The 26,332-nt window shown below is 63.9% G+C and carries 23 protein-coding genes; 17 read left to right on the plus strand and 6 right to left on the minus strand.

Translation table 11 applies throughout. The features are described 5' to 3' along the window. The first annotated feature begins 29 nt into the window (after positions 1-29). From rpsF to GEV01_RS06115, 7 genes are all read left to right on the plus strand, one after another. Positions 30-416 (plus strand): 30S ribosomal protein S6, encoded by a 387-nt coding sequence (gene rpsF, locus GEV01_RS06085; protein ID WP_008450943.1) that lies wholly within the window; start codon positions 30-32, stop codon positions 414-416. A gap of 18 nt (positions 417-434) precedes the next feature. Next, positions 435-740: a primosomal replication protein N gene (gene priB, locus GEV01_RS06090; protein ID WP_043482237.1), complete on the plus strand. Its 306-nt coding sequence runs from the start codon at positions 435-437 to the stop codon at positions 738-740. A gap of 15 nt (positions 741-755) precedes the next feature. Continuing rightward, complete coding sequence (gene rpsR, locus GEV01_RS06095; RefSeq protein WP_008450941.1) at positions 756-1,046, plus strand: 30S ribosomal protein S18; 291 nt, start codon at positions 756-758, stop codon at positions 1,044-1,046. Positions 1,047-1,080: 34 nt separating this feature from the next. Further along, entirely contained in the window at positions 1,081-1,533 is a 453-nt protein-coding gene (gene rplI / locus GEV01_RS06100) for a 50S ribosomal protein L9 (protein WP_008450939.1), read from the plus strand. Between the two features lie 121 nt (positions 1,534-1,654). After that, positions 1,655-3,040, plus strand: coding sequence for a replicative DNA helicase (locus tag GEV01_RS06105; protein ID WP_008450937.1), 1,386 nt, complete (start codon positions 1,655-1,657; stop codon positions 3,038-3,040). A gap of 60 nt (positions 3,041-3,100) precedes the next feature. Continuing rightward, complete coding sequence (locus GEV01_RS06110) at positions 3,101-3,727, plus strand: DUF47 domain-containing protein (protein ID WP_070272676.1); 627 nt, start codon at positions 3,101-3,103, stop codon at positions 3,725-3,727. Between the two features lie 21 nt (positions 3,728-3,748). Next, positions 3,749-4,759 (plus strand): inorganic phosphate transporter, encoded by a 1,011-nt coding sequence (locus GEV01_RS06115; protein WP_152802635.1) that lies wholly within the window; start codon positions 3,749-3,751, stop codon positions 4,757-4,759. A 28-nt stretch (positions 4,760-4,787) separates the two neighbouring features. Here the strand turns inward: GEV01_RS06115 and GEV01_RS06120 are convergent, their stop codons facing one another. After that, positions 4,788-5,978: an MFS transporter gene (locus GEV01_RS06120; RefSeq protein WP_152802637.1), complete on the minus strand. Its 1,191-nt coding sequence runs from the start codon at positions 5,976-5,978 to the stop codon at positions 4,788-4,790. 71 nt (positions 5,979-6,049) lie between these two features. On the opposite strand from GEV01_RS06120, the gene GEV01_RS06125 reads away from it, so the two are divergent. Then, on the plus strand, positions 6,050-6,685 hold the full coding sequence (locus tag GEV01_RS06125) for a TetR/AcrR family transcriptional regulator (protein WP_175022956.1): 636 nt from the start codon (positions 6,050-6,052) through the stop codon (positions 6,683-6,685). Between the two features lie 16 nt (positions 6,686-6,701). On the opposite strand, the gene GEV01_RS06130 is transcribed toward GEV01_RS06125, so the two are convergent. Further along, positions 6,702-6,965, minus strand: a complete 264-nt coding sequence (locus GEV01_RS06130; RefSeq protein WP_152802640.1) for a hypothetical protein — start codon at positions 6,963-6,965, stop codon at positions 6,702-6,704. Further along, on the minus strand, positions 6,943-7,332 hold the full coding sequence (locus tag GEV01_RS06135) for a hypothetical protein (protein ID WP_217428360.1): 390 nt from the start codon (positions 7,330-7,332) through the stop codon (positions 6,943-6,945). The genes GEV01_RS06130 and GEV01_RS06135 overlap by 23 nt, the downstream gene beginning before the upstream one ends. Positions 7,333-7,473: 141 nt before the next feature. On the opposite strand from GEV01_RS06135, the gene GEV01_RS06140 reads away from it, so the two are divergent. Then, positions 7,474-7,860, plus strand: a complete 387-nt coding sequence (locus GEV01_RS06140) for a hypothetical protein (protein WP_175022958.1) — start codon at positions 7,474-7,476, stop codon at positions 7,858-7,860. Here the strand turns inward: GEV01_RS06140 and GEV01_RS06145 are convergent. Further along, on the minus strand, positions 7,837-8,436 hold the full coding sequence (locus GEV01_RS06145; protein WP_152802644.1) for a TetR/AcrR family transcriptional regulator: 600 nt from the start codon (positions 8,434-8,436) through the stop codon (positions 7,837-7,839). The genes GEV01_RS06140 and GEV01_RS06145 overlap by 24 nt on opposite strands. 72 nt (positions 8,437-8,508) lie before the next feature. On the opposite strand from GEV01_RS06145, the gene GEV01_RS06150 reads away from it, so the two are divergent. The 4 genes from GEV01_RS06150 (at position 8,509) to GEV01_RS06165 (ending at position 11,082) form a co-directional block, all read left to right on the plus strand. Continuing rightward, positions 8,509-8,964, plus strand: a complete 456-nt coding sequence (locus GEV01_RS06150; protein ID WP_152802646.1) for a nuclear transport factor 2 family protein — start codon at positions 8,509-8,511, stop codon at positions 8,962-8,964. Positions 8,965-9,077: 113 nt separating this feature from the next. Continuing rightward, a complete protein-coding gene (locus tag GEV01_RS06155) occupies positions 9,078-9,872 on the plus strand; it encodes a metallophosphoesterase (protein ID WP_328595448.1) in 795 nt (264 codons plus the stop codon). 10 nt (positions 9,873-9,882) lie between these two features. Beyond that, positions 9,883-10,350, plus strand: coding sequence for a GNAT family N-acetyltransferase (locus tag GEV01_RS06160; protein ID WP_152802650.1), 468 nt, complete (start codon positions 9,883-9,885; stop codon positions 10,348-10,350). A gap of 138 nt (positions 10,351-10,488) precedes the next feature. Continuing rightward, positions 10,489-11,082, plus strand: a complete 594-nt coding sequence (locus GEV01_RS06165; protein WP_152802652.1) for a hypothetical protein — start codon at positions 10,489-10,491, stop codon at positions 11,080-11,082. Here the strand turns inward: GEV01_RS06165 and GEV01_RS06170 are convergent. Further along, positions 10,965-13,322, minus strand: coding sequence for a GspE/PulE family protein (locus tag GEV01_RS06170; protein WP_152802654.1), 2,358 nt, complete (start codon positions 13,320-13,322; stop codon positions 10,965-10,967). The two genes, GEV01_RS06165 and GEV01_RS06170, sit on opposite strands and share 118 nt — an antisense overlap. Positions 13,323-13,333: 11 nt before the next feature. Continuing rightward, a complete protein-coding gene (locus tag GEV01_RS06175) occupies positions 13,334-14,230 on the minus strand; it encodes an MBL fold metallo-hydrolase (RefSeq protein ID WP_152802657.1) in 897 nt (298 codons plus the stop codon). A 209-nt stretch (positions 14,231-14,439) separates the two neighbouring features. On the opposite strand from GEV01_RS06175, the gene GEV01_RS06180 reads away from it, so the two are divergent. The 4 genes from GEV01_RS06180 to GEV01_RS06200 all read left to right on the plus strand — a co-directional run bounded on the left by GEV01_RS06180 (position 14,440) and on the right by GEV01_RS06200 (position 26,315). Beyond that, the gene (locus GEV01_RS06180) at positions 14,440-16,065 is read left to right on the plus strand and encodes an HD family phosphohydrolase (RefSeq protein WP_152802659.1); all 1,626 of its coding nucleotides are present in this window, start codon (positions 14,440-14,442) and stop codon (positions 16,063-16,065) included. Between the two features lie 18 nt (positions 16,066-16,083). After that, positions 16,084-18,363 carry a CHASE2 domain-containing protein gene (locus tag GEV01_RS06185; protein ID WP_328595449.1) on the plus strand — a complete coding sequence of 760 codons (2,280 nt, stop codon included), beginning with the start codon at positions 16,084-16,086 and terminating at the stop codon, positions 18,361-18,363. Between the two features lie 252 nt (positions 18,364-18,615). Beyond that, positions 18,616-24,501 (plus strand): two-partner secretion domain-containing protein, encoded by a 5,886-nt coding sequence (locus tag GEV01_RS31070; RefSeq protein ID WP_235914259.1) that lies wholly within the window; start codon positions 18,616-18,618, stop codon positions 24,499-24,501. 215 nt (positions 24,502-24,716) lie between these two features. Then, positions 24,717-26,315, plus strand: a complete 1,599-nt coding sequence (locus GEV01_RS06200; protein WP_152802661.1) for a ShlB/FhaC/HecB family hemolysin secretion/activation protein — start codon at positions 24,717-24,719, stop codon at positions 26,313-26,315. Positions 26,316-26,332: the final 17 nt, after the last annotated feature.

The raw sequence follows: 26,332 nt of genomic DNA on the forward strand, positions 1-26,332 counted from the left end.
CTATATTCACAGTCCTTAAGGGAGTTTGTATGCGTCACTATGAAATAGTATTTATCGTCCACCCGGACCAGAGCGAGCAAGTGCCCGCCATGATCGAGCGTTACAAGACCTCGGTTACCACCCGCGGCGGCGCCGTGCACCGTGTTGAAGATTGGGGCCGTCGTCAAATGGCTTACTCGATCCAGAAACTGGCTAAAGCACACTACATCTGCCTGAACATCGAATGCGACAACGAGACCCTGGTCGAGCTGGAAACCGCCTTCAAATTCAATGATGCCGTGCTGCGTCACCTGACCGTCAAGATGAAGAAAGCGGAAACCGCTCCTTCGCCGATGATGAAGTCGGTACAACGTGAAGATGCAGCGAAATCGCATCGCACCGAAGCTCCAGCAGTTGCTGCTGCTCCTGCGGCCTAATTGTTGCCAGGAACCGAGCTGAACCAGCTCCAGTTTATTGCCCTCATCGCCGAACGGGACGCCTTGCGCTACACCCCGGCCGGCATGCCGATCGTGAATGCTGTACTCCAGCACCGGTCGCAGCAGATGGAGGCAGGCATTGCCCGATTGAGCGAGTTTGAAATTTCCGCGGTTGCCGCGGGCGAGATTTCAGGCCGCTTCAGTCAGGCGCCACTGGCCGGCATGTATCAGTTCACCGGGTTCCTGAACAAGAAGAATCGCAATAGCAAAAGCCTGGTGTTTCACATCATTGATTTTAGTGCTGTCCCAGACAGCTCAATTTAGATACAGGAGCCTAAAATGGCATTCGGTAAAAAGTTCGACAAAAACAAGCTCAAGCTGAAAGAAAAGCGCAAGCAACAAAACCCACTGTTCAAGCGTAAGAAGTTCTGCCGCTTCACCGCAGCAAACGTTGAACAGGTTGACTACAAAGACGTCGACACCCTGAAAGACTTCGTCCAGGAAAACGGCAAAATCATGCCAGCACGTCTGACCGGTACCAAAGCGCACTACCAGCGCCAAGTTGACACCGCAATCAAGCGCGCTCGCTACCTCGCGCTGCTGCCTTACACCGATCTGCACCACGCTTAATCGCGTCGTCTAGATAAGATCCTGGAGAAGAACTATGCAAATCATTCTGTTAGAAAAAGTCGTCAACCTGGGCAACCTGGGTGAAGTCGTTAAAGTTAAAGACGGTTACGCACGTAACTTCCTGATTCCGCAAAAAATGGCCCGCCGCGCTACCGCGTCCGCCGTTGCTGAATTCGAAGTCAAGCGCGCTGAACTGGAAAAAGCTGCTGCTGAAAAGCTGGCCGCTGCTCAAGCTCAAGGCGAGAAACTGAACGGCATGACCGTGAACGTTTCGCAAAAAGCTGGTGTTGACGGCCGTCTGTTCGGCTCCGTCACCAACTTCGACATCGCTGAAGCCCTGACCAAAGCTGGTTTCGCTGTTGAAAAAGCTGCTGTGCGCATGCCTACCGGTCCTCTGAAGACCGTTGGCGAGCACCCAGTAAGCGTTGCTCTGCACACCGACGTGGTGGTAGAAGTGACCGTTGCTGTCGTAGGCGAAGCTGCCTGATATCAGACCGGACGGCAACGTCTGGTCGGTATAGCAACACATTGAAAAAGCCGGGCTTGCCCGGCTTTTTTCTCGTCATAAATTTGTAATACGGCTCAAGCAAGCAGGTATAATTCGCGCCATGAACGCCCCCTCCGATCCGCAAGTAGATTCACTCCGCGTCCCGCCGCATTCCATCGAAGCAGAACAGTCCGTCATTGGCGGCCTGCTGCGCGATAATGCGGCGTTCGACCGCATTGCGGATATGATGAACCCCGAGGACTTCTACCGCTACGACCACCGCATCATCTTCGAGCAGATCGTCAAGATGATCAACGGTTCGCGTCCGGCCGACGTCATCACCGTGTTTGAAACCCTGTCCCAGCTGGGCAAGGCGGAAGACGTGGGCGGCCTGACCTACCTGAACGCGATGGCGCAAAACACGCCATCGGCCGCCAACATCCGCCGCTATGCCGAGATCGTCCGCGATCGTTCCATCCTGCGCCAGCTGATCACGGTGGCCGACGAAATCTCCGGCCAGGCCTTCAGCCCGCAGGGCAAGGAAGTCAAGCAGATGCTGGACGAGGCGGAATCGAAGATCTTCGCCATCGCCGAGCAGGGCGCCCGTGGCGCCGCCGGCTGGATCCCGGTGCAGCCGCTGCTGACCCAGGTGGTCGAGCGCATCGACGAGCTGTACTCGCGCGAAAGCCAGTCCGAAATCACCGGCGTGCCGACCGGCTGGATCGACCTCGACCGCATGACCTCCGGCCTGCAGCCGGGCGACATGGTGGTCGTCGCCGGCCGTCCGTCGATGGGCAAGACCGCGTTCTCGATGAACATCGCCGAGAACGTCGCGGTGGAAGAAGGCCTGCCGGTCGCCGTGTTCTCGATGGAGATGGGCGGCGTACAGCTGGCCATGCGTATGCTGGGCTCGGTCGGCCAGCTGGACCAGCACCGCCTGCGCACCGGTAAGCTGAACGACGAGGATTGGCCGCGCCTGACGCACGCCATCCAGAAAATGAACGACGCCCAGGTCTACATCGACGAGACCCCGGCGCTGAACCCGATCGAAATGCGCGCCCGCGCGCGCCGCCTGTCGCGCCAATGCGGCAAGCTCGGCCTGATCGTGGTCGACTACTTGCAGCTGATGACAGGCTCGACCCAGGGCGACAACCGCGCCTCGGAAATCTCGGAAATCTCGCGCTCGCTCAAAGGCCTAGCCAAAGAGTTGCAGTGCCCGGTGATCGCACTATCTCAGCTGAACCGCTCTCTGGAGCAACGCCCCAATAAACGTCCCGTCATGTCCGACTTGCGCGAATCCGGCGCTATCGAGCAGGATGCGGACGTCATCATCTTCTTGTATCGCGACGAGGTCTACAACCCGGACTCGCCCGATAAGGGAACGGCCGAGATCATTATCGGTAAGCAGCGTAACGGCCCGATCGGCTCGGTTCGCCTGACCTGGATCGGCCAATACACGAAGTTTGGCAACTACGCCGGTAATCTGGCGCTGTACCAAGGCGACTAATCTTTACGCCGTCCCGTACCCGGGGGCGGCGATCTGCAGTACACATTTACGGAGAATAAAATGTTTGGACGTTTGATGCCCACCGAGGGCAAATTTTTTGACCTGTTTAACCAGCACGCCGACCTGTGCGTCAAAGGTGCAAAAGAGATGCTGGGCCTGATGTCCAATTTCGACGATCTGGAAAACCGCGTGCACGCCATCGAGTCGATCGAGAAGCAAGCCGACAAGATCACCTACGCCACCGTCGACCTGTTGCACAAAACCTTCATCACGCCGATCGACCGCGACGACATCCACAAGCTGATCACCCGCATGGACGACATCCTCGACCTGCTGGAAGACGCCGGCCAGACGGTATCGCTGTACGACCTGCATTCGGTGACGCCGGAAGCCAAGCGCCTGGCCGAACTGGTGCTGGCCTGCACCGAGAAGGTCCAGCAAGCCGTGGCCCTGCTGCACAACATGGACAACTCGCGCCAGATCGTTGCCATCTGCGAAGAGATCGACCGCCTGGAATCGGACGCCGACCATGTGATGCGCGCCGCCATGTCCAAGCTGTTCCGCGACGAACCGGACGTGCGCAACCTGATCAAGATGAAAGCCATCTACGAAATCCTGGAAACCGTGACCGACCGTTGCGAAGATGTGGCCAACATCATCGAAGGCATCATCGTCGAAAACGCATAACTACAAAAAGAATCGTCCAATATGCATACCCTACAAATCAGCATCTACGTGCTGGGCCTGTTGATCGCCCTGGCACTGGTGTTTGACTTCATGAACGGCTTCCATGACGCCGCCAATGCGATCGCCACCGTGGTGTCGACCGGCGTGCTCAAGCCGCAGACGGCGGTGGCCATGGCCGCGCTGTTCAACTTCATCGCCATCTTCGTGGTCGGCCTGCACGTGGCGTCCACGGTGGGCAAGGGCACCATCGATCCCGGCGTCGTCGATCAATACGTGATCTTCGGTGCACTGGTCGGCGCCATCGCGTGGAACCTGTTCACCTGGTACTACGGCATTCCTTCGTCGTCGTCGCACGCGCTGATCGGCGGCCTGGTCGGCGCCGCGGTGGCCAAGTCCGGCACCAGCGCGCTGGTCGGCGATGGCCTGCTGAAGACTGTCAAATGGATCATCATTTCGCCGCTGATGGGCTTTGTGTTCGGCTCCATCATCATGCTGATCGTGTCGTGGCTGTTCGTGCGCTCGACGCCGCGCCGGGTCGACAAGTGGTTCCGCCGCCTGCAACTGGTGTCGGCCGCTTCGTACAGCCTGGGCCACGGCGGCAATGATGCGCAAAAAACCATCGGCATCATCTGGATGCTGCTGATCGCCGTCGGCCAGGTGCCGGTGGACGCGTCGGCGCCGCCGCTGTGGGTGGTGATCTCGTGCTACGGCGCGATCTCGTTCGGCACCCTGTTCGGCGGCTGGCGCATCGTCAAGACCATGGGCCAGAAGATCACCAAGCTCAAACCGGTGGGCGGCTTCTGCGCCGAAACCGGCGGCGCGATGACCTTGCTGATCGCTTCGCACTTCGGCGTGCCGGTATCGACCACGCACACCATCACCGGCGCCATCGTCGGCGTGGGTTCGTCGCAGAAGATGTCGGCCGTGCGCTGGGGCGTGGCGGGCAACATCGTCTGGGCCTGGGTCTTCACGATACCGGCCTCGGCGTTTGTCGCCGCGCTGGCGTTCTGGGTCGGACACCACATCATGTAAAACCAAAGGGAGCTTCGGCTCCCTTTTTTTACGCCCGCTCGGGTAGTGGCGCAGGCGCCGCGTGGCGCCAGAGCGCGGCGGAAGTCAGCAGCAACAGCGTGCCGGCGCCAAGGAAGAGGGCGCCGGTGCCGATCTGCGCCAGCAGGCCCGCCGCCGCCAGCGACAGCGGCGTGATGCCGACCGAGGCCAGCGCCAGCACGCTCATGGTCCGTCCCAGCATATCGCTGCGCACGCTGCCTTGCAGCCAGCTCAGCACCTGGATGTTCACGTAGCCGGCCACCGCGCCGAGCAGGGCGGCGTCCAGGCCCACCCACCACAGCGGCAGCGGCAAGGCCAGTCCGGCCAGCAGCAGGCTGAGCGCAAACGATGCGGCCGCCGCGCTGCGATGCACCGTCAGCGGCGAGCGCCATTTGGCGGCCAGCGCCAGGCCGAGCAGCGAGCCGGCGCCGGCGCACGCCATCAGCAGCCCCAGTCCCGACGAGCCGTGCCGCTCACCGGCCAGCACGACCAGGCCGATCTGCGTCGCGCCGGTCGCGCAGAAATTGATGCTGGCGAAGCTGATCAGCACAGCGCGCAGGCCGGCGTCGCGCCAGACGTAGCGCAGGCCGGCGGCGATGGCCGGCATGATGCCGCCGGCTTCAGCGCCGGGCATCGCCGTGTGCGGGCGGGCGGCCATGCACAGCGGCACGATGATGATGTAGGCATAGCTGGCCGCGTCGGCGATGAAGACGAACAGCAATCCGTACTGCGCGATCAGCAGGCCGCCCACGGCCGATCCGGCCAGCACGCAGATCTGCATGCTCGATTGCAGCAGCGCGTTGGCGCGTTGCAGTTGTTCCGGCGGCACCAGCTCCGGCAGCAGCACGCGCAGGGCCGGCGAGGTGAAGGCGTCGGCCACGCCGAAGCAGAAGGCGATCAGATACAGCAGCTGCAGGTTCAGCGCCTGCCGGTGCAGCAGCAGGGCGATCAGCGCCACGCACAGCGTCTGCGCCGTGTAGGCCACGGCCAGCACCGTGCGCGCGGGGAAGCGGTCGCTGACGGCGCCGCCCAGCAGCATCAGCAGCGCGCGCGGAATCGCCAGCGCCATCATGACCGAGCCGAGCGCCAGGCTGGAACCGGTCATCTGCAGCACCAGCCAGGGCAGGGCCAGCATGAAACCGACATCGCCCAGTTGCGAGATGGTCGAGCCCACCCAGACATGCTTGAACCGGCTGTTCATTTTGATCTCCAAAAAAAGTGAATGTGTGTTTACATTCGCATATTTCGGCGGAATTGTCTATGATTCCGTGCATGAGCCAAAACAAAGTCGTCGCCGCCCCCCAACAAAAGCGCAGCCAGGCCACGCTGGAGCGTCTGCTGAACGCCACCATCCGCTCGCTCGACGAGCACGGGCTGGAAGGCACGGTGATCCCGCGCATTGCCGCGCTGGCCGAGGTCGCGCCGGCCAGCGTCTACCGCCGTTTCGTCAACAAGGATGCGTTGATGCGGGCTGCCTTCCTGCACCTGCTGGAGCGCAGTAACGAGGCGAACAAGAGCCAGCTGCCGGCGATGCTGCAGCACCCCACCTTGCGTGAAAGCGCCGACGCGCTGATACGGCTGATGTTTTTGCAGTACCGCCAGCATCCGCGCCTGCTGCGCGCGCTGGCGCGCTTTATCGACGCCGACACCGACACCGCATTCGTCGCCGCCGCCCGCGCCATCATGGAAGAGAATGTGCAGCTGTCCGTGCAATGCCTGCTGGTGCATCGCGGGCAGATCCGCCACGCTTCGCCCGAGCGCGCGCTGCAATTCGCGGTGCTGCACGCCATCACATCGATCGAAGCGATCGCGCTGGAGCCGATGTCCTTGTGGCATAACGTGATACCGGAGCCGGATGAAAAGCTGGCCGAGGAACTGGCCCGCAGCTTTGTCGCTTATCTGAGCTGATAGTAGGGCAACGGTCTTAATGCCCTGATTCTGGCTGAATGCCGAGTCGACGATAGGCTTCGTCGAGAATCTGTTGGCGCTCCGCTTCGAGGAGGTCAGGCGGTAGTACCACGGTAGTTTTTTTACCGTTTTTATTCTTGAGTACGTAGGTGTAGTCATCTTCCGGCTTGGCCGGGAAGAATCGGGGAATTGCCCAAGCGCAGAAAATTGCAACTGTCATCGAGCCTAGCATCCACGAGCCGATGTACAGCAATCCATCAACGACTTCTGGCCAGTTCATTTTTTTGGCCCCTCAAGACATCAAAAAGCACTGCAATCGGCCACAGTATAGCGCCGATTAAATTCGAGATTCGCTCGCTATCCGCCTGGGTAAAGAGATCGTCACGGCGAGCCAGGCTCAGATACAGACTCACCGCCCAGACTGTTAAACCGATCCACACGGCGAGGTTGGCCTTTTGTGCCCAACGGTCTTCGCGGCGATCGAAGGAGATGATGCCTGGCGCATGCCGTTTTGTACCCCGGATCTCTCTGGCCCGCGTAAAAGGCAGCAGCATTCCCAAAGCCGCGCCACCGACCGTCGGCCCTATGAATGCAGTTGCGCCAGCGTCGTGTATGCTTTGGCGTAGCAAAAATTCCAGGATGGCCATCAGCCATGGGAATGCCCAGCTAAGAATTCTAGTTTCCATGTCGTCGCTGCCGGAATTGGAATTGCCACTGTAGGTCCGTTCTGGCTGCGGTGAGTTGATCTGGATTGCAGTAAAATCGGATACCCCATTGACGGACGCAGCATGAAGAAAATTGATTTTCCCCAGTTGATGCAACTGGCTCAGGCTTCCGCCGGCATCACGGCGCCGTGCAGTTGCAATGCTGTGTCGCTGGCGGCGTGGCAGCGTCTGCCGACCTCGCTGGAGCTGGACCGTTTCGAGGAAATCGGCACGCTGATGGACGACCCGTACGACGAGCCGACCTTCGCCGAATACCATCCGCACGGCACGCGCTACGAAAGCGACGACGCGCCCATCGCGCCGCGCTACTATCCGTGCAACCGCAGCCAGCTGGCGCGCTGCCTGGACTGCGGCCGCCACTACCTGCGCTACAACGAGGCGGGCGGCTACTTCACCGAGCTGCGCATCCGCGCGCTGCAACCCGGCTTACTGGTCGACGCCGCCCTGTAAGCCCAGCATGCGCGCCGCCATGGCGCGCGCCAGCACCGCCGGCGCGGGCACCGCTACCGGCAGATCCGTGAACGCTTCGTCGATCGCCAGGTTCGCCAGTCCGTGCGCCAGGCTCCAGCCGGTCAATGCCAGCTCCGGGCCGCGCTCCGCATCGAAGGCAGTGGCCGCCATGACCAGGACATTGAACGCCGCTTCCGCCGCCTGCTTCAAATCGGGGTAGCGCGATTTCTGCGCCAGCAGGGGGCCGAACATCAGGCGGAACTGCGCCGGCCGCGCGCGGGCAAATTCCACATACACCTCGCAGATATCCATCAGCCGCAGGCCCTGGCTGCGCGCGCCATCGGCGTCCGCCGCCGCCATCGCCGAGGCCAGCCCGGCGAAGGCCTGCGCCGCCACGGCGGCCAGCAAATGCTCGCGGCTGGGAAAGTGGTGATACGGCGCGGCATGCGACACGCCGGCCGCCTTGGCGACCTCGCGCAAGGTCAGCGCCTGCGCGCCGTTCTGCGCCAGCAAGAGAGCGGCGGCATCGAGCAGGCTGTCGCGCAGATTGCCGTGGTGGTAGGGTTTGGTGCTCATAAAGTCATCTTGACACGAGAAAGATATCGTCGCACTATACAGATCTTTCTTGTGTAAAGATTGGAGGCGATCATGTACCACTTTATCGTTGGCCGCAAATTGCAGCGGGCGTTCAGGGACATCAACGCGGGCGCCTACGAGCGCGTGCTGCCGCAATTCGCCGCCGCGCACCGGCATTTGATGCACGGCCACCATCCGCTGGCCGGCGAGCGCCGCACGTTGGCGTCGACGACGCAGTGGTATGCACGCCTGAAGCGGCTGCTGCCCGGCCTGCGCTTCGACATCGACGCCATCGCCGTCACCGGCTGGCCGTGGCGCACCATCGCCACCGTGACGTGGAAGGACCGCTTCACGCTGCCCGACGGCAGCACTGGCGCCAACCAGGGCGTGCATGAGTTCGAATTGCGCTGGGGCCGCGTGCACAAGCTGGAGGTGCATTGCGACACGGCCAAACTGGAAAACTACTGCCGCCACATGGCCGCCGCCGGCATCGCCGAAGCCGCCGCCGCGCCGATCAGCGATGTCTGATGACGACGTAAAATAGGCTATCATGCCGCCTCTTTACCCGTTTGATCGTTTTCCCCATGATAGTTCCCCGCAGCAAGCACTTTTCACCGCGCCGGAGCAGGCTGGAGGCGTTGGTGAATCTCGTCCTGATGGGGGGCGTGGTCAGTGCGCTGAGTTACCACTGCGGCCTGCACGGCCGCCTCGGCGTGACCCGCCATGCGATCGCGCTGCCGGAAGGCAAACGCCTGCCGCGTCCGCTCAAGATCGCGTTTGCTTCGGATTTCCACGCCGGCCCGCCCACCCATGCGGGCATCTTCCATGACCTGTTTGCCGCCATCGCCACCGAGCAGCCGGACGTGCTGCTGCTCGGCGGCGACTACGTCTCCGGCCCCGCCGCCAATGCCGCCGTGATGTGCCCGCCGCTGGCGGCTTGCCAGCCGCCGCTGGGCAAGTTCGCGGTGCTGGGCAACCACGATTTGTCGACCGACGACGCCGACATCTGCCGCCGCTTCGAAGCGGTCGGCGTGCAGATGCTGGTCAACCGCGCGATGACGCTGCCGGCGCCGTTCGGCAACGTGTCGATCTGCGGCCTGGACGATCCCTGGACCGGTGAGCCTGATGCCGCCGCCGCCTTTGCCGGCGCAGGCGCCGTGCGCGTGCTGCTGATGCACGCGCCGGACGGCCTGCTATCGCTGGAAGGGCGGCAGTACGACGTCGCCTTTGCCGGCCACACGCACGGCGGCCAGATCGCGCTGCGCGACGGCACGCCGCTGGTGCTGCCGGAAGGTCCGCTGTCGCGTCCCTATCATTATGGACGCTTCCCGGTGCGCGGCAACGGCGAGCTGATCGTCAGTCGCGGCGTGGGTTGCAGCCGCATTCCGGTGCGCATCAACGCCAATCCGGAACTGGTCATCTGTACTGTGCAATAATTTGCATATCATGCATACCGACATCCAACTCCAAACCGAAGATCCCGCCGCGCGCGATTCCCTGTTGTTGATGGAAGAATTGTCGACGGCGCTGGAAGCCATCACCGGCGACAGCGGCAACGCCTCGTTCGACGCCAACGATGTCTACGGCCCGGCCGGCTGTTTCGTGGTGGCGCGCGACGCCAGCGGCCATGCGCTCGGCTGCGGCGCGCTGCGTCCGCTGGAACCGGGCGTGGCCGAGATCAAGCGCATGTATGCGCGCCACGGCACGAGCGGCGTCGGCAGCGCCGTGCTGCGATTCCTGGAGGATGAGGCGCTGGCCATGGGTTACCAGGCCGTGTGGCTGGAGACGCGGCTGGTCAACCGCCGCGCCGTCGATTTCTACGAAGCGCGCGGCTATCAGCGCATCGCCAACTACGGCAAATACATCGGCAACCCGCTGGCCGTCTGCTTCGAAAAACAATTGCCCACGCCGTAACAGCTTGATAGCACGCCGGCCTTAAGCACACGTTAGCTGTCAGCCTGGTCTTACACGCAGATGGCCCGTGCGCTGCTTACGCGCAGGCCTGAAGCTTGCGACAATGTTGCCTGAATTTTAAAGAAGACATTGGCTATCATGAAAATCATCGATCAGCGCTACCTCGCCAGCGACAACCGCTATTCCTCACAACCTTGCCTGCTCAGCATACTGGAGCTGGACCGCGACGCGCCCACGCCCGCCGCCATCAGCGCGCTGGAGCGCCGCCTGCAAGCGATCCTGCCGGGCCTGCGCCGCCAGCGCAACCTGGTGGGCAAGCGCTGCGCCGACGTGCCGCCGCTGGTGCAACTGGTGCAGCAGGTGGCGATGGAATTGCGCCGCCTGGCTTTCAATGAAGTGACCTTGGGTTTCGTCGGCGTGGTGCCGCACATGCGCGGCCGCTACCGCTTGGTGCTGCCGTATTCGGCCAAGGCCGCCGTCGCGCCGGCGCTGGCCATGGCCACGCAGCTGGTGGACCGCCAACTGGCCGGCCGCGCCTTCAATCTGCAAGCCGGCCTGACGCGCCTGCGCGCGCTGGCCGACCGCCGCGTCCTGCCGCGCAACGGCAAGCGCGCCTACTTGATGCAGACCGCGCGCACCATCTTGATGTCGGTAATGCCCAACAAGACTTTCTCGATGCCGTCCATCTTCAAGGTCAGCATGCCGTCTTCCAATGCGGCCGCCAGCAGCTGAGCAACGCGCGCATGTTCCTGCAGCAGCTTCTTGACCTTGTCGCTGCCTATCAGCAGCTCGTGCAAGCCGACGCGGCCCTTGTAACCCTTGTTGCACTCCTCGCAGCCGACCGCGCGGTATAGCGTGAACTTGCCGTCCTTGGCGTAGCGCTGGCGCCAGCCGTCCAGCACGGCGGCGCGGCCGGCGGCGCCGTCCTTGATGAAGCTGTCGGTGTTGAGCAGCTCTTCGCAAAACTCCGTCAACAGCAGTTTCAATTCCTCCTCGCCCGGCTGGTAAGCCTGCTTGCACTTGCCGCACAGGCGCTTGGCCAGCCGCTGCGCCAGGATGCCCAGCAGCGCGTCGGCGAAGTTGAACGGGTCCATGCCCATGTCCAGCAGCCGCACGATGGATTCCGGCGCGCTGTTGGTGTGCAGCGTGGCGAACACCAGGTGGCCCGTCAGCGAGGCTTCGATGCCCATGCCCACGGTTTCCTTGTCGCGCATCTCGCCGACCATGATGATGTCCGGATCGGCGCGCAGGAAGGCCCGCATCACCGTGGCGAAGTCCAGCCCCGCCTTGCGGTTGACCTGCACCTGGCGCAAGCCTTTCTGCGTGATCTCGACCGGGTCTTCGGCGGTCCAGATCTTGGTGTCCGGCGTGTTCAGGTAGTTGAGCACCGAGTGCAGCGTGGTGGTCTTGCCGGAGCCGGTCGGGCCGCAGACGAAAAACAGACCATACGGTTTCTCGATGGTGGCGCGCAGGCGCTCCAGGTTGAAGGGCAGCACGCCCAGCTTGTCGAGCGGGATAGGTTCGCCGGCCGCCAGTATCCGCATGACGATGTCCTCGACGCCGCCGGCCGACGGTATCGTCGCCACCCGCAGCTCGATGTCCAGCGGACCGTACTTCTTGAACTTGATCTTGCCGTCCTGCGGCTTGCGGCGCTCGGAGATGTCGAGGTCGCACATGATCTTGACCCGCGCCACCAGCGCGCTGCGGTAGGAAGCGGGTATCTCGATGTAGGGCACCAGCGTGCCATCCTTGCGGAAGCGGATGCCGGTCTTGCCCTTGCCGGGCAGCGGTTCGATGTGGATGTCCGACACGCCCTGGCGGTGGGCGTCGACGATGATCTTGTTGAGCAGTTTGACCAGCTCGTTTTCCACCGCCTCCGACACCTCGACCGTGCCGCCTTCGCCGTCGACCTCGTCGTCGTCCATGCCCGACAGCAGCTCGCCGACGCTGCCCATGTCGCTGGTGGCGCCGAAGAAGTGCTCCAGCATCTGCTGGAACTCGCGGTTGCTGGTGACGCGGTACACCGGCTTGGCCTTGGGGAAGATCTGGTTGACGATGTGGGTGTGCGCCACCCGGTCCGGGTCCAGCGCCACCACCAGCATGCCTTCCTTGCTGTCTTCCAGCGGCATCCAGCCGGATTCCTCGACGTACTGGCGCTTGAGGTTCTTCAGCAGCTCCACCGGCTTGATGCGGTCGGGCCGGAAGTGCTCGTACGGCACGCTGAAGTGCCGCTCCAGCGAGGCGCCGATGGCCGCCAGCTTGACCTGGAATTCATCGATCAGCACATCCTCGACATCGAGATCCTTCTTGCGGGCCGAACGCGTGGCCAGCTCCAGCTCGGGCAGCGACAGCACCGCGTCCGTCACCAGACCGTCATATTTGGTGCGTACCATCTGCGGTGGTTTCAAACGCTGGCTGAAGGCCACCGACAGCGTATCGCACAGCTCCTTCACGCCGGCCTCGGCGATGGCGGAGAAGGGGCAGCGGTCGCGGTTGTTGATGAATTGCACCACGCCCAGCAGCTCGCGCGATTGCACCGAGATCAGCGGCGCCACCAGCATCTGCTTGGTGCGGTAGCCGGTGCGCTGGTCCACGCCCTGCTGGAAGCGCAGCTCCGGCGAGTAGCGCGACAGCTCGGCCTGGTCGTAGACGTCGGCGATGTTGACGGTCTTGCGGGTCAGCGCGACGTAGCCGGCGATGGAGGCCGGCGTCACCGCCAGCTTGAGGTCGCGGAACGAGGTCAGTCCGGTCTTGACCTTGGAAACGATGTAGTCTTTTTCATGGTCCATCGCGTACAGCGTGAAGCGGTCGCAATTGAACAGGTCGCAGAACTCCATGCCGAGGTCGAGCATGATTTCGTCCAGGTTGCTGGTGGCGTGGATCTTGGTCGTCACCGTTTGCAGCTTCTGGAAAAACGCCAGCCGCAGGTCGACATCGCTGGGGTGTGGACTGGGGTTGCCGGCGTCGTTCATGATCGCTTTCGCTAGGTCAAGTGAACTTCCATGCCTTCATAAGCGAGGAAGACCTTCAGATCACCCAGCAGCGGCGCGTGGCGCGCCATGACATCGGCGAACACGGCTTCGAGTTCGTCGTCGCTGCGGGTCGGTTCATGATGGGTGCAGTATAGCGCTTTGGCGCCGGTGCGCAGCGCCATGGCGAACGCGGAATCGAAGGTGCCGTGGCCCCAGCCCTGCTTGGCCGGGTATTCCTCGCGGGTGTAGGAGCAATCGACGATCAGCGCGTCGACGCCTTGCACCACGGCGTCGATGGCGGCGTTGCGTTCCGCCATCCACAGTTCGTAGGCGGCGTGCTCCGGGTGGCCGGGCGGATGGATGTTGTAGTGCGGCTCATGGTCGCCAGTGAAGAACACGGACTTGCCATGGCATTCGATACGATAGCCGAGGTCGGTCACCGGATGGTTCATCACCACGTTGCGCACCAGCGCGTCGCTGACCTGGACCGGCTCGTCGATGGTGAGCGTCTGGTATTCGATGGTGGCGTCCATCTGGGTTTCGCTGACCGGGAAGTAGCTGTTCTGCAGCTGCACGCCCATCACATGCTCGATGCCGTTGCCGGTGACGGGGTCGGTGACGCCGTGCAGGCGCACCCGGCTGCCGCGCACGAACAGCGGCGTGAAGAAGGGCAGGCCGTGGATGTGGTCCCAGTGGCTGTGGGTGATGAAGATGTTGGCGTGGATGGGCGCTGTCTTGTTCTGCAACAGGGACTGGGCCAGCGAGAATATGCCGGTGCCGCCATCGATGACGATCAGGGTGTCGTTGTCGGTGCGCACTTCGATGCAGGTGGTGTTGCCGCCATAGCGCGCGGTGCGCGGGCCGGGGGAGGGTATGGAACCGCGCACTCCCCAAAAAATAAATTTCATACAAAGTCCCTGTTTTTTTCGCTCTATGCTACGGCCGATGATAGCTTTTTTTCCCGGCAACAGGGAAAAACCCGACACTGGCCGAGGTAATTTTGTGTCATGGACCATTTCCCGATGTACAACAGCTTGCGCTGGAGCTACACTTCAAAAGTACTCCTGCGCGCCCTGCGGCAGCGAGCGCTTCTCCAACAGGTATCGAAAAAACAACCATGCAAGAGTTGAATCAAACGCAGATCGCCCAGCGCCTGGACCAGCTGACCGAACTCAGTGTCCAGCTGGGCAGCAGTCACGATACCGAGACGCTGTTGGAGCGTATCCTGATCGTTGCCAAAAGCATGACCAACGCCGACGGCGGCACGCTGTACCGGCCCAGCGAGGACAAACGCTACCTCGACTTCACCATCCTGATCAACGACACGCTGCAAACCCACCAGGGCGGCGTCAACGGCGCGGCCATCACCGCGCCCGGCGTGCCGCTGTTCGACGACAACGGCGAGAAGAACCTGGCCTCGGTGGCGGCCTACGCCGCGCACTTCGGCCTGTCGGTCAACATCGAGGATGTCTACAAGGCCGACGTGTTCAACTTCTCCGCCATGGTCAAGTTCGACCAGCTGCGCCACTATCATTCGCAATCGTTCCTGACGGTGCCGATGAGCGACCACGAGGGCGAGCTGGTCGGCGTGCTGCAGCTGATCAACGCCAAGGACGACAGCGGCGCGATCCGCGCCTTCAGCCAGACCGACCAGCGCTTCATCGAAGCCCTGGCGGCGCAGGCCGCCGTGGCGCTGACCCACCAGCGCCTGATCGCCCAGTTGGAAGAACTGCTGGAATCGCTGGTCAACCTGATCAACATCGGCATCGATGAAAAATCGCCGTACACGGGCCGCCATTGCCAGTTCGTGCCGGAGCTGACGATGATGCTGGCCGAGGCCGTGCACAACACCGAGACCGGCCCGATGGCCGATTTCCGCATGAACGACGCCGACCGCAAGGAGCTGTGGCTGGCCGGCCTGCTGCACGACTGCGGCAAGATCACCACGCCGGTGCACGTGGTCGACAAGGCCACCAAGCTGGAAACCATCTTCGACCGCATCGCCCTGATTGACACCCGCTTCGAGGTGCTGCAGCGCGACGCCGAGATCGCCGCGCTGAAGCGCCAGGTGGCGGCCGGCGGCGACCAGGCCGCCGTCGCCGCCATCGCGCAGGAGCTGGCCGAACAGCAGGCTGCGCTGCGCGCCGAGCGCGACTTCATCCGCGACGCCAACGTCGGCGGCGAGGGCATGCAGGCGGCCGACCAGGACCGCGTGCGCGCCATCGCCCAGCGCCGCTGGACCGGCCCCGACGGCGTCGAGCGCGACTTCCTCGACGCCGACGAGGTGATGAACCTGACCATCAAGTTCGGCACGCTGACCGAGTCCGAGCGCAAGGAAATCAACAACCACATCTCGATGACGATCCGCATGCTGGAGGCGCTGCCGTGGCCCAAGCATCTGAAGAACGTGCCGGAATACGCCGGCGGCCACCACGAGCGCATGGACGGCAAGGGCTATCCGCGCGGCCTGACCAAGGACCAGATGTCGGTGCAGGCGCGGCTGATGGCGATCGCCGACATCTTCGAGGCGCTGACCGCCAAGGACCGCCCCTACAAGAAGGGCAAGATGCTGTCGGAATCGCTGCGCATCCTGGGCAACTTCTCGCTCAACGGCCACATCGATCCCGACCTGTTCGACATCTTCATCCGCAGCAAGATCTACCTGGAGTTCGCCCACAAGAATATGGACGAAAAACAGATCGACGTCATCGACGAAGCCAAAATCCCCGGTTACACGCCCTGAGCCGGGCAAGGAGAGCGCGTGCGCCTGTTCCCCGCCAAGTGGGCCAAGACCCTGCTGAAGTATGGCCCGCGCTGGCTGCTGGGCATCCTGGTGACGGCGTTCGGCGTGGCCTACACGGCCGGCGTGGTCGAGATCGACGCCGTGCGCCGCCTCGACAGCCTGCTGGCCGGCGAGCGCATGAAGCTCGAACCGCCCGTGCTCGACCCCCGCATCGTCATCGTCGACATCGACGGCAAGGCCCTGACCGAAGTGGGGCGCTTTCCGTGGAGCCGCAACATCCAGGCCAGGCTGGTCACGCAGCTGACCCGGCACTACCAGGTCAGCGCCATCGGCTTCGATATTTCCTTTCCCGAGCCGGACACCAGTTCCGGCTACGGCGTGCTGGAGCAACTGTCCAACGGCGAGTTGAAGGACGTGCCGGCGCTCAAGCAGCGGCTGGCAACGCTGAAGCCAGCGATGGACTACGACGGCCTGTTCGCCGGCGCGCTCAAAGGCCAGCCGGTGGTGCTGGGTTTTAATATGTCGGCCGACCAGGTCAAGGGCCAGCTGCCGGCCCCCATCATCACCGAGCAGGACTTGAACGGCCGCGAACTGCTGGCCTATTCCGCGCCCGGCTACGAGGCCAACATCGGCGTGCTGCAGAGCGCCGCCGCCGGCGCCGGCAGCTTCAGCGTGGTCACCGACCTGGACGGCATCGTCCGCACCGCCGGCCTGATCCAGCAGGTCGGCGACAACTACTACCCGGCGCTGTCGCTGGCGACGGCCGGCGTCTACCTGAAGGCGCTGGCGATCAAGCCCTTCCTGTCGCAGACGGTGGACCAGCTGTCGCAAAACCAGCTCTCCAGCGGCGGCTTCGATTCCGTCACCATCCTGTTGCCGGGCAAGCGGCAACGGGTGATCCCGGTCGGCGAGGCGATGACCACCGTGGTGCAGTTCCGCGGCCAGGGCGGCCCGCGCGGCGGCGCCTTCCGCTACGTGTCGGCGGCCGACGTGCTGGCCGGACGGGTGCCGGAAGCGCTGCTCAAGGGCGCCATCGTGCTGGTCGGCACCACCGCGCCCGGCCTGGTCGACTTGCGCGCCACGCCGGTCAACCCGGAATACCCGGGGGTGGAAATCCACGCCAACATCATCAAGTCCATCCTCGACATGCGCTTCAAGTCGCGCCCCGACTGGGCCGGCGCGATCGAGGGCATCGTCATCCTGCTGGTGGGCCTGGCGCTGAGCCTGGCGCTGGCGGCGCTGTCGCCGCTGCGCTCCATCCTGCTGGGCGCGCTGGTGCTGGGCGCGGCGGTCGGCGTCAACTACTACGCCTACAGCGAGCTGAACCTGATCTTCAACCTGGCCATGCCGCTGATCGTGATCTTCGCGGTGTTCGTGCTCAACGTCGCCTGGGGCTATTTCTTCGAGGTGCGCAAGGGGCAGGCGCTGGTGTCGCGCTTCGGCGAATACGTGGCGCCCGAGCTGGTGGCCGAGATGGCCGACGATCCCGAAAAATACAATATGGACGGCGAGAGCCGCGAGCTGACCGTGCTGTTCGTCGACGTGCGCGGCTTCACCACCATTTCCGAAGGGCTGACGCCCAAGCAGCTGCGCGAATACATCAACCTCTACCTGACGGCGATGTCGGAAGACATACGCGACAGCCATCGCGGCACGCTGGACAAGTACATCGGCGACGCCGTCATGGCCTTCTGGGGCGCACCGGTGGCGTTTGCCGACCACGCCAGCCGCGCGGTCGCCACCTCGCTGCTGATGCAGGCTTCGGCCCACCGCCTCAACGACGACTTCGTGGCGCGCGGCTGGCCGCCGCTGAAGATAGGCATAGGCCTCAACTCCGGCCTGATGCACGTGGGCGACATGGGCTCGAAAATCCGCCGCGCCTACACCGTCATGGGCGACGCCGTGAACCTGGGTTCGCGGCTGGAAGGCATCACCAAGGTCTACGGCGTCGGCATCGCGGTGGGCGAGGCCACCCGCGCCGCCGCGCCGGAGTTCGCCTACCGCGAACTGGACCTGGTGCGGGTCAAAGGCAAGAACGAGCCGGTGGCGATTTTCGAACCGATCGTGCTGGAAAAAGACCTCGATGCCGCCACCCGCGACGAGCTGGAGCGCTGGCATGCGGCCCTCGCTGCTGTGCGCCTGCAACAGTGGGACCAGGCAATGCAGATTATTGTTGAGTTGATGGCAATATTTCCAGAGCGCAGCCTTTATTCCCTCTATACTGAGCGCATCACTTACTACCGAGCACATCCTCCCGGCGTGGACTGGGACGGCGTCACCACGTTCGAAACCAAATAGTAAAAAAAGCTCAAAGATGATGGCGAAACAATAAAGCGCAATCTAGCCACAAGCTGGGAAAAAACTGTCTTCGGGACAGGAAAAAAAGTGGCGGCCACGGCAAAGAAGACTACACTGGTAGGAACATTAGTTTCCTACTGGCTATACTTTGCGGGGTGCTTTTATCCCTCCTGCACAACCAACCTGAAAACTCGCCTGCGGGGCATCATGACGCCCACGGGCACGAATCCACACCGGATAGAGGATGTCGTTATGAAAGCCCAGACCAGCCGCTCCCCACAACGCCGCGCCGCAGCCGCGCCGCTGCGCCGCAAACTGATCGCCGTGCTGGTGGCCACGTGCTACGCCACGGCGCAGGCTGGTCCGGTCAACCCGTCGGTGGTGGCGGGGCAGGCCAGTTTCAACCTCACCGGCAAGACCTACTCAATCACCAATACGCCCAACACCATCATCAACTGGCAAAGCTTCTCGCTGGCCTCGGACGAGATGGCGCGCTTCATCCAGCAGAGCGCCGACAGCAAGGTGCTGAACCGCATCACCGGCCAGGACCCGACGCGCATCCTCGGTTCGCTGCAATCGAACGGCAAGGTGTTCCTGATTAATCCGAACGGCGTGATCTTCGGCGCCGGTTCGCGGGTGGATGTCAACGGCCTGGTCGCGTCCAGCCTGGCGATGTCGAACGCCGATTTCCTGGCCGGCAAAAACAACTTCAGCGGCAGCGCCACGGCGGGCAAGGTCAGCAACGCCGGCGCGATCACCACGCCGTCCGGCGGCCAGATCTTCCTGGTCGCGCCGGCGGTGGAAAACAGCGGCGTGATCTCGTCGCCGAACGGCGATGTGGTGCTGGCGGCGGGGCATAGCGTGCAGCTGTTCGATTCGAAGGATCCGAATGTGCAGGTGGTGGTGTCGGCGCCGGCCGACCTGGCGCTGAACCTGGGGCAGATCGTGGCGCAGGGCGGCCGGGTCGGCGTGTACGGCGCGCTGGTCAGCCAGCGCGGCGCCATCAACGCCAACAGCGCGGTGCGCGGCGCCGACGGCCAGATCATCCTGAAATCCAGCGGCACCACGCTGCTGGAGGCGGGCAGCACGACCACCGCCACCGGCAGCAATCTGAACACGGGCGGCGATATCCGGCTGCTGGGCGCGCAGGTGGGCCTGACCGGCAATGCCGTGGTCGACGCCAGCGGCGCGGCGGGCGGCGGTTCGGTGCTGGTCGGCGGCGATTACCAGGGCAAGAACGCGGCGGTGCAGAATGCGCAGCAATCGTATGTGGGCAAGGAAGCCGTCATCAAGGCAGACGCCACGGGCTATGGCGATGGCGGCAAGGTCATCGTCTGGAGCGACAAGGCGACGCAGATGTTCGGCAGCATTTCCGCGCGCGGCGGCGCGGCCGGCGGCAATGGCGGCTTCGTCGAAACCTCAGGGCACTACCTGGACATGCAGGGCAACGTCGATACCCGCGCGCCCAAGGGGACCACCGGGAATCTGCTGCTCGATCCTACCAACATCTTTATCGCATCCGGCAGCGGTGACGCCATCGCCCAAGGGATGGTGTCGACCGGTTTCGGTACCTTGTCGGGCAGCGGGCCCTTCCTGGAGACCGGCCTGTTCCAGGATTCCTTGCTGCTGACGGGGACGCTTCAAACTGCATTGAACAACAATACCGTCACGGTCAACACGGCCAACGTCAAGGGCAGCGGCAGCGGCGATATCACGGTCGCGAGTGCGCTCGTCTTCGCCAACGGCGGCACGCTGTCGTTGAATGCCGACCGCGACATCAAGTTGAAGGCCCCCATCACGGGCACTGGCGTCAATCTGGCGCTGACCGCGGGGCGCACCATCGACCAGTCCACCCAGCCTATCGATGCGCTGACCATCCAAAGCCTCAATGCGATGGCCGCCACCGACATCAAGATGGATAACGAATTCAACACCATCGGCGGGGTGGCATCGCTGCAGACGACCACCGGCAACGCGACGCTGACGGCGGTCAACGTCAATCTCGGCAACAGCAACATCGGCGGCACGCTGACGGCCAAGGCCAAGAACGGCGATCTCGTCGTCAGCGGCAACGTCAGCAGCGTCGGCGATATGGCGCTGACGTCGACCAAGGCCAACGGCCTGCTTACGCTGAACAATGGCGTTGCGGTGGGTTCTTCCGCCGGCAACATCACCGTGACGGCCGACAATATGGCGCTGAGCGGTACGCTGTCCGCCATTGCCGGACATGGCGTGCTGCTGACGCCGTTCACGGCCTCCACCGAGATTCGGGTCGGTGTCGGCGCTACCGATGGCGCCGGGGTGCTGGGCTTGAGCCAGGCTGAACTCGTCGGCGTGACCCTGCCGGCAAACGGTTCATTGACGATAGGCGGCGGCTCCGGCGGTCCCGGCAACGGCACCAGCGGCCTGACCGTGGTCGGCAACCTGGATCTGACCGGCGGCCAGAATGCCGGCTCGCTGACGCTGCAAACCGGCGGCGGCGACCTGACCATCAACAACGGCGCCGCCATCAACAACACCGGCGTGATCAGCCTGCAGACGCCGTTCAGCGGCGATCACCACATCACCAATAACGGCAGCGTCACCTCAGCCTCCAACATCAATCTGAACGGCGCCCGGATGACGCTGGCGAACGGCTCGGTGAACGGCACTGCCATCAGCCTGTACACCACCAATGCAGTCAATCTGGGCCTGGCCGATGGCCCGTCCAGTACGCTGGCGCTGAGCAGCGCCGACCTGGCTGGCGTGCACCCCAGCGACGGCGCGCTGCTGGTCACCTCCACAGCCGGCAATATCGTCGTCAGCCAGCCGATGACGTCGACCAACAAGCTGACGCTGACGACAACCGGCAACATCGACCTGCAAGCGGCGCTATCGCTGGGCGGCCTGACGCTGCATGCCGGCAGCGACATCACCGCCACCGGCGGCGTCACCGTCAACGGCGTGTTCAACCTGGACGCGGGCAACTGGTCGCAGCTCGGCAGCCTGCCGGCCTTCAGCGCCTACGATTTCCGCATCGGCAGCGGCGGCAACTTCGTGCGCGCGGCTGGCGGCGACGGCAGCCGCGGCTCGCCGTTCCAGCTGGTCGACGTTTATGGTCTGCAAGGCATCGGTTCGCTGTCGCGTGTCAGTCAATCCTATGTGCTGAACAACGATATCGACGCCAGCGAGACCGCGCACTGGAACCAGACCGGTCCCTCGGCCTTCTCCGGCTTCAAGCCGATCGGCGATCCCGACCACTCTTACTCCGGCACCTTCGACGGCAACCACAAAACCATCAGCGGCCTGAACATCAGCCGCGCCGCCGACAACCATGTCGGCCTGTTCGCCATCCTGGGCTCGGGCACGATCCGCGACCTCAAGCTGACCGACGCCGCCGTCGAAGGCTTCGGCTACACCGGCGCGCTGGTGGGCGGCATCCAATTCGGCGGCACCGTCAGCGGCGTCGCCGTCGAGGCCAACGTCAAAGGCAACGACGCCCGGGTCGGCGGACTGGCGGGCTATTCCAACGGTTCCATCAGCAACTCCTTTATGGTCGGCGACGTCATTGCCCTGAACGTCAACAGCGTCGGCAATACCGGCGGACTGGTCGGCGAAGTGAGCGAGAGCGCCGCGCTGAGCAGCACCTTCAGCAGCGGCACGGTCAGCGCCAATGGCGTAGGCCTCAACGCGCTGGTCGGCCACAATGGCGGCATCTCGCCCAGCGCGGTCACGTCCAGTTTCTTCAGCACCACGAGCAACGTCATCGACAGCGTCAACGCCGCCGGCCTGACCAGCACGCAGATGATGCAGCAGGCCAGCTTCAGCGGTTTCGATTTCGTCAGCACGCCGGTATGGCGCATCTACGAAGGCCAGACCACGCCGCTGCTGAAAGCCTTCCTGACGCCGCTCACCGTCAACGTCACCGGTCCCGGCTCCACCAAGGTGTACGACGGCCTGCCGGGCAGCTACGTCCAGGCGTATAGCCACCCCGATGTCAGCGGCGCGATGGGGTATATCGGCGGCGTCAACGCCGGCACCTACCAGATCGCCACCGGCCTGTATTCGACCAAGTACGACATCAGCTACAGCGGCTCGGCGCCGCTGGTCATCACGCCCGCCACGCTGAGCGTCAACCTGCTCAGCCGGGAATACAACGCCAACAACAACGCCACGCTCAGCGGCGCCACCCTGAGCGGCGTGCTGCATCAGGGCGAAGGGCCGCTCGATGTGGTCACGCTGGTCGCCGGCGAAGGCAGCATCGTCCACTATGCCGACAAGAATGTCGGCGTCGACAAGACCGTCACCCTCAGCGGCTCCGCGCTGGGCCTGTCCGGCGCCAGCGCCGGCAACTACGTGCTCGGCGCAACCCCCAGCATCAAGGGCACGATCACCGCGCGGCCGGTATCGACCTGGACCGGCAACAGCAGCAACGGCCTGTGGAGCGACGCCGGCAACTGGACCGCGAACATCGGACCGGACGGCGCCAACGTGCTGGCCGCGGTCATCGGCCCCAGCGCCGGCACCATCACCTACGCCGGCGGCGTGAACGACGCCACGCTCAACACCATCACCGTCGGCAGCGGCAGCCAGCTGGCGCTGACCGGCGGCACGCTCACGATCGCCAGCGGCGGCAGCAAATCCTATCTGACCGGCGCCACGCTCAACCTCAACGGCGGCGGCCTGGTGCTGAACGGCGCGATGGAAGCGACCAACCTGACGCTGGCCAACGGCGTGGTGAGCGGCACCAACAGCGCCGCCAACCTGACCGTCAACACCTTGACGCAGACCGGCGGCAGCATCAATATGAGCGGCTCGCTGGCCGTCAATGCCTTCGGCAACATCGCCGTCGGCACCCTGCGGGCGCAGAACGGCATCACGCTCAACGCCGGCGAGAGCGGATCGATCTCCCAGACCGGCGCGCTGACGTCGGACAGCCTGCACGTGATGGCTTCCAGCGGCATCACGCTGACCAACACCGGCAACCACGTGGGCGCCTTCTACGGCGCCAACGGCACCGGCGGCATCCAGCTCAACAACACCGTCGCCAGCGGCGAACTGCAGCTGGGGCCGTTGAGCAGCTCCAGCGGCAACATCGTCATTGACAATCACGGCGGCATCCGTACCAACGGCGCCATCGTGGCGGGCAACGGCGGCGGCGTGTCGATCGCCGCGCACAGCCCGGTGACGATCACCGACAGCATTTCGGGAAGTGACATCACGCTGTCGGCCAGCACCGACATCATGTTGATCGGTAACTCGAATCTGCATGCCAACAACACCATCAGCCTGGCCGCCATCAATGACATCGTGCTGGGCGGCCATTTGACGGTGGATTCGGCGACCGGCAGCATTTCGGCGCTCGCCACCAACGGCAACATCAGCGTCGGCAGCCCCACCGACATCAACAGCAACGGCGGCGCGCTCACGCTGGCTGCGCCGTTTGGTTCGGTGAGTGCGCAATCTATCTCGCTGGCCAACGGCACCGTGCCGAACATTAACTCCGGCAACGCCGCCGCCGACGCTGCCGCCAAGGCCGCCGCCGATGCCGCCGCCAAGGCCGCTGCCGATGCCGCCGCCAAGGCTGCCGCCGATGCGGCCGCCAAAGCCGCTGCCGATGCCGCCGCCAAGGCCGCCGCCGATGCGGCCGCCAAAGCCGCGGCCGATGCTGCGGCCAAGGCTGCTGCGGACGCCGCCGCCGATGCCGCCGCCAAGGCTGCTGCGGATGCCGCCGCCAAAGCCGCCGCCGATGCCGCCGCCAAGGCCGCTGCGGACGCCGCCGCCAAAGCCGCTGCCGATGCCGCCGCCAAGGCCGCTGCGGACGCCGCCGCCAAGGCTGCCGCCGATGCCGCCGCCAAGGCCGCAGCCGATGCCGCCGCTGCCGCTGCCGCAGCAGCAGGCAACCAGACGGCCACGCCGGTGGCCCAGGCGCTCAATTCCACGGTCAACATCATCAACACCATCACCCAGGCCACCAACGGCAAGCCTTCGCCGGCGGTCTCCACCACGCCGGATACGGTGCTCGCTTCCAATACGTCCAGTGGCGGCGGCAACAGCAAACCGGATGACAAGGTGCCGGATGAAAAGGACAAGGGCGGCAGCAAGGTGGAACAGACCGCTAGCAAACTTGAACCGACCAAAAAGATGTACTGCAATTGAAATCGCGTCGAACGCAAGGGGCCCGTCGCCGGGGCGGGCCCGTTTGTGAGCTGAAATGCCACACAATGCGCCAGCCCTATCAAATTCAACGTTTCAAATAGGCATTGCTTATAGCGGCTATGCTAGCATCGGAAGAGCGTTTGCAAACTGCGTCATCGTGCACGACAAACTTTCCAAGTTAGCAAAACACACGCGATAAAACTAAGAGCCTACCCATGAGAAAAAGCTTAACGCGCCTGCTAGCAGGTTCCCTTCTTGCCGCCGCTGTCGCCTCCGCCTGGGCAGCCCAGCCGGCCGACGATGGCGCCGCCATCCGGTTCGAAATTTCCCGTTTTGAGGTCAAGGGCAACACCTTGTTGCCGCAAGCCGAGATCGACGCGCTGCTGGGCAAATTCACCGGCAAGGAGCGCGACTTCGGCGACGTCCAGCGCGCGCTGGAGGCGCTGGAAGAGGTCTACCACAAGCGCGGCTACAACGTGGTGACGATCGAACTGCCGGAGCAGGAACTCAACCGTGGCGTGGTCGTGCTGCGCGTGGTGGAAACGCGCATCGGCCGCATCAGCGTGCGCAACAACCTGTACTTCGACGAGAACAATATCCGCCGCAGCCTGCCGGCCTTGCAGGAAGGCCGCACGCCGGACCTGAAGGCGGTCTCGGCCAACCTGAAGCAGGGCAACGAGAGCCCCGCCAAGGAAGTCACGCTCAAGCTGCAAAGCGGCGACAAGGACGAGGAAGTCGACGCCGTGCTCGACGTCAAGGACCAGCGCATCTGGAAGGGCATGGTCAACATCGACAACACCGGCACCACGCAGACCGGCAAGACCCACGTCGGCTTCATCCTGCAGAACGCCAACCTGTTCAACCTCGACCACCTGGCCTCGCTGCAGTACACCACCTCGGCCGAGGAGCCGGGCCGCGTCAAGGTGTACGGCGCCGGCTACCACATCCCCTTGTACGCGCTGGGCGATTCGCTGGACTTCTTCGCCAGCTATTCGAACGTCGATTCCGGCACCGTGTCGGCCGGCGCCGTTAACCTGGCCGTCAGCGGCAAGGGCGCGGTGTACGGCGCGCGCTACAACCAGAGCCTGGCCAAGCGCGGCGAGCTGGAATCCAAGCTCAGCTACGGCATCGACTACAAGGCCTTCAAGAACAATGTGCAGCTGCTGGACCAGGCCGCAGGCCAGCAGCTGGGCAACGACGTCACCGTGCATCCGCTCAGCATCAGCTACCAGGGCACGCTGCCGATCGCGCAGGGCGAAGTGAGCGGGCAGGTGACGCTGCTGCGCAATATCTCCGGCGGCACCAATGGCGGCCAGGCCGCCTTCACGCTGGCGCGCGACGGTTCCAAGGCCGACTACACCATCCTGCGCCTGGCCGGCAGCGTGACGCGCGCGGTGGCCAACGACTGGCAGCTGCGCGCCATCGTCAACGGCCAGTACAGCAGCGATGCGCTGATCCCCGGCGAGCAGTTCGGCGCCGGCGGCGCGACCTCGGTGCGCGGCTTCGCCGAACGCGAAATCTCCAACGACTCCGGCCTCGGCGTCAACCTGGAAGCCTACACGCCCAATGTCTGCAGCCACGCCGGCTGGAACTGCCGCTTCCTGGGTTTCTACGACACCGCCTACGTCAAGCGCAACCATGCGCTGCCGAGCGAGATGACCAGCACCACCATCGCCAGCGTGGGCCTGGGCGCGCGCTTCGTGCTGTCGACCTACGTCAACCTGCAACTCGATTACGGCCATGTGGTGCGCGCCGGCGCCACCGGCCGCGACAACGCCAACCGCCTGCACCTGCGACTGGGCCTGGCCTACTGATGCGGCACTGAATACAC

Origin of the sequence: Rugamonas rivuli, assembly GCF_009380165.1 — a bacterium.
GTDB classification, from domain to species: domain Bacteria; phylum Pseudomonadota; class Gammaproteobacteria; order Burkholderiales; family Burkholderiaceae_D; genus Rugamonas; species Rugamonas rivuli.

What these genes read in the sequence shown, in the direction of transcription:
- rpsF (WP_008450943.1), top strand. Translation starts at nt 30, where the DNA reads ATGCGTCACTATGAAATAGTATTTATCGTCCACCCGGACCAGAGCGAG.
- rpsR (WP_008450941.1), top strand. Translation starts at nt 756, where the DNA reads ATGGCATTCGGTAAAAAGTTCGACAAAAACAAGCTCAAGCTGAAAGAA.
- rplI (WP_008450939.1), top strand. Translation starts at nt 1,081, where the DNA reads ATGCAAATCATTCTGTTAGAAAAAGTCGTCAACCTGGGCAACCTGGGT.
- GEV01_RS06105 (WP_008450937.1), top strand. Translation starts at nt 1,655, where the DNA reads ATGAACGCCCCCTCCGATCCGCAAGTAGATTCACTCCGCGTCCCGCCG.
- GEV01_RS06110 (WP_070272676.1), top strand. Translation starts at nt 3,101, where the DNA reads ATGTTTGGACGTTTGATGCCCACCGAGGGCAAATTTTTTGACCTGTTT.
- GEV01_RS06115 (WP_152802635.1), top strand. Translation starts at nt 3,749, where the DNA reads ATGCATACCCTACAAATCAGCATCTACGTGCTGGGCCTGTTGATCGCC.
- GEV01_RS06120 (WP_152802637.1), bottom strand. Translation starts at nt 5,978, where the DNA reads ATGAACAGCCGGTTCAAGCATGTCTGGGTGGGCTCGACCATCTCGCAA.
- GEV01_RS06125 (WP_175022956.1), top strand. Translation starts at nt 6,050, where the DNA reads ATGAGCCAAAACAAAGTCGTCGCCGCCCCCCAACAAAAGCGCAGCCAG.
- GEV01_RS06130 (WP_152802640.1), bottom strand. Translation starts at nt 6,965, where the DNA reads ATGAACTGGCCAGAAGTCGTTGATGGATTGCTGTACATCGGCTCGTGG.
- GEV01_RS06135 (WP_217428360.1), bottom strand. Translation starts at nt 7,332, where the DNA reads ATGGCCATCCTGGAATTTTTGCTACGCCAAAGCATACACGACGCTGGC.
- GEV01_RS06140 (WP_175022958.1), top strand. Translation starts at nt 7,474, where the DNA reads ATGAAGAAAATTGATTTTCCCCAGTTGATGCAACTGGCTCAGGCTTCC.
- GEV01_RS06145 (WP_152802644.1), bottom strand. Translation starts at nt 8,436, where the DNA reads ATGAGCACCAAACCCTACCACCACGGCAATCTGCGCGACAGCCTGCTC.
- GEV01_RS06150 (WP_152802646.1), top strand. Translation starts at nt 8,509, where the DNA reads ATGTACCACTTTATCGTTGGCCGCAAATTGCAGCGGGCGTTCAGGGAC.
- GEV01_RS06160 (WP_152802650.1), top strand. Translation starts at nt 9,883, where the DNA reads ATGCATACCGACATCCAACTCCAAACCGAAGATCCCGCCGCGCGCGAT.
- GEV01_RS06165 (WP_152802652.1), top strand. Translation starts at nt 10,489, where the DNA reads ATGAAAATCATCGATCAGCGCTACCTCGCCAGCGACAACCGCTATTCC.
- GEV01_RS06170 (WP_152802654.1), bottom strand. Translation starts at nt 13,322, where the DNA reads ATGAACGACGCCGGCAACCCCAGTCCACACCCCAGCGATGTCGACCTG.
- GEV01_RS06175 (WP_152802657.1), bottom strand. Translation starts at nt 14,230, where the DNA reads ATGAAATTTATTTTTTGGGGAGTGCGCGGTTCCATACCCTCCCCCGGC.
- GEV01_RS06180 (WP_152802659.1), top strand. Translation starts at nt 14,440, where the DNA reads ATGCAAGAGTTGAATCAAACGCAGATCGCCCAGCGCCTGGACCAGCTG.
- GEV01_RS31070 (WP_235914259.1), top strand. Translation starts at nt 18,616, where the DNA reads ATGAAAGCCCAGACCAGCCGCTCCCCACAACGCCGCGCCGCAGCCGCG.
- GEV01_RS06200 (WP_152802661.1), top strand. Translation starts at nt 24,717, where the DNA reads ATGAGAAAAAGCTTAACGCGCCTGCTAGCAGGTTCCCTTCTTGCCGCC.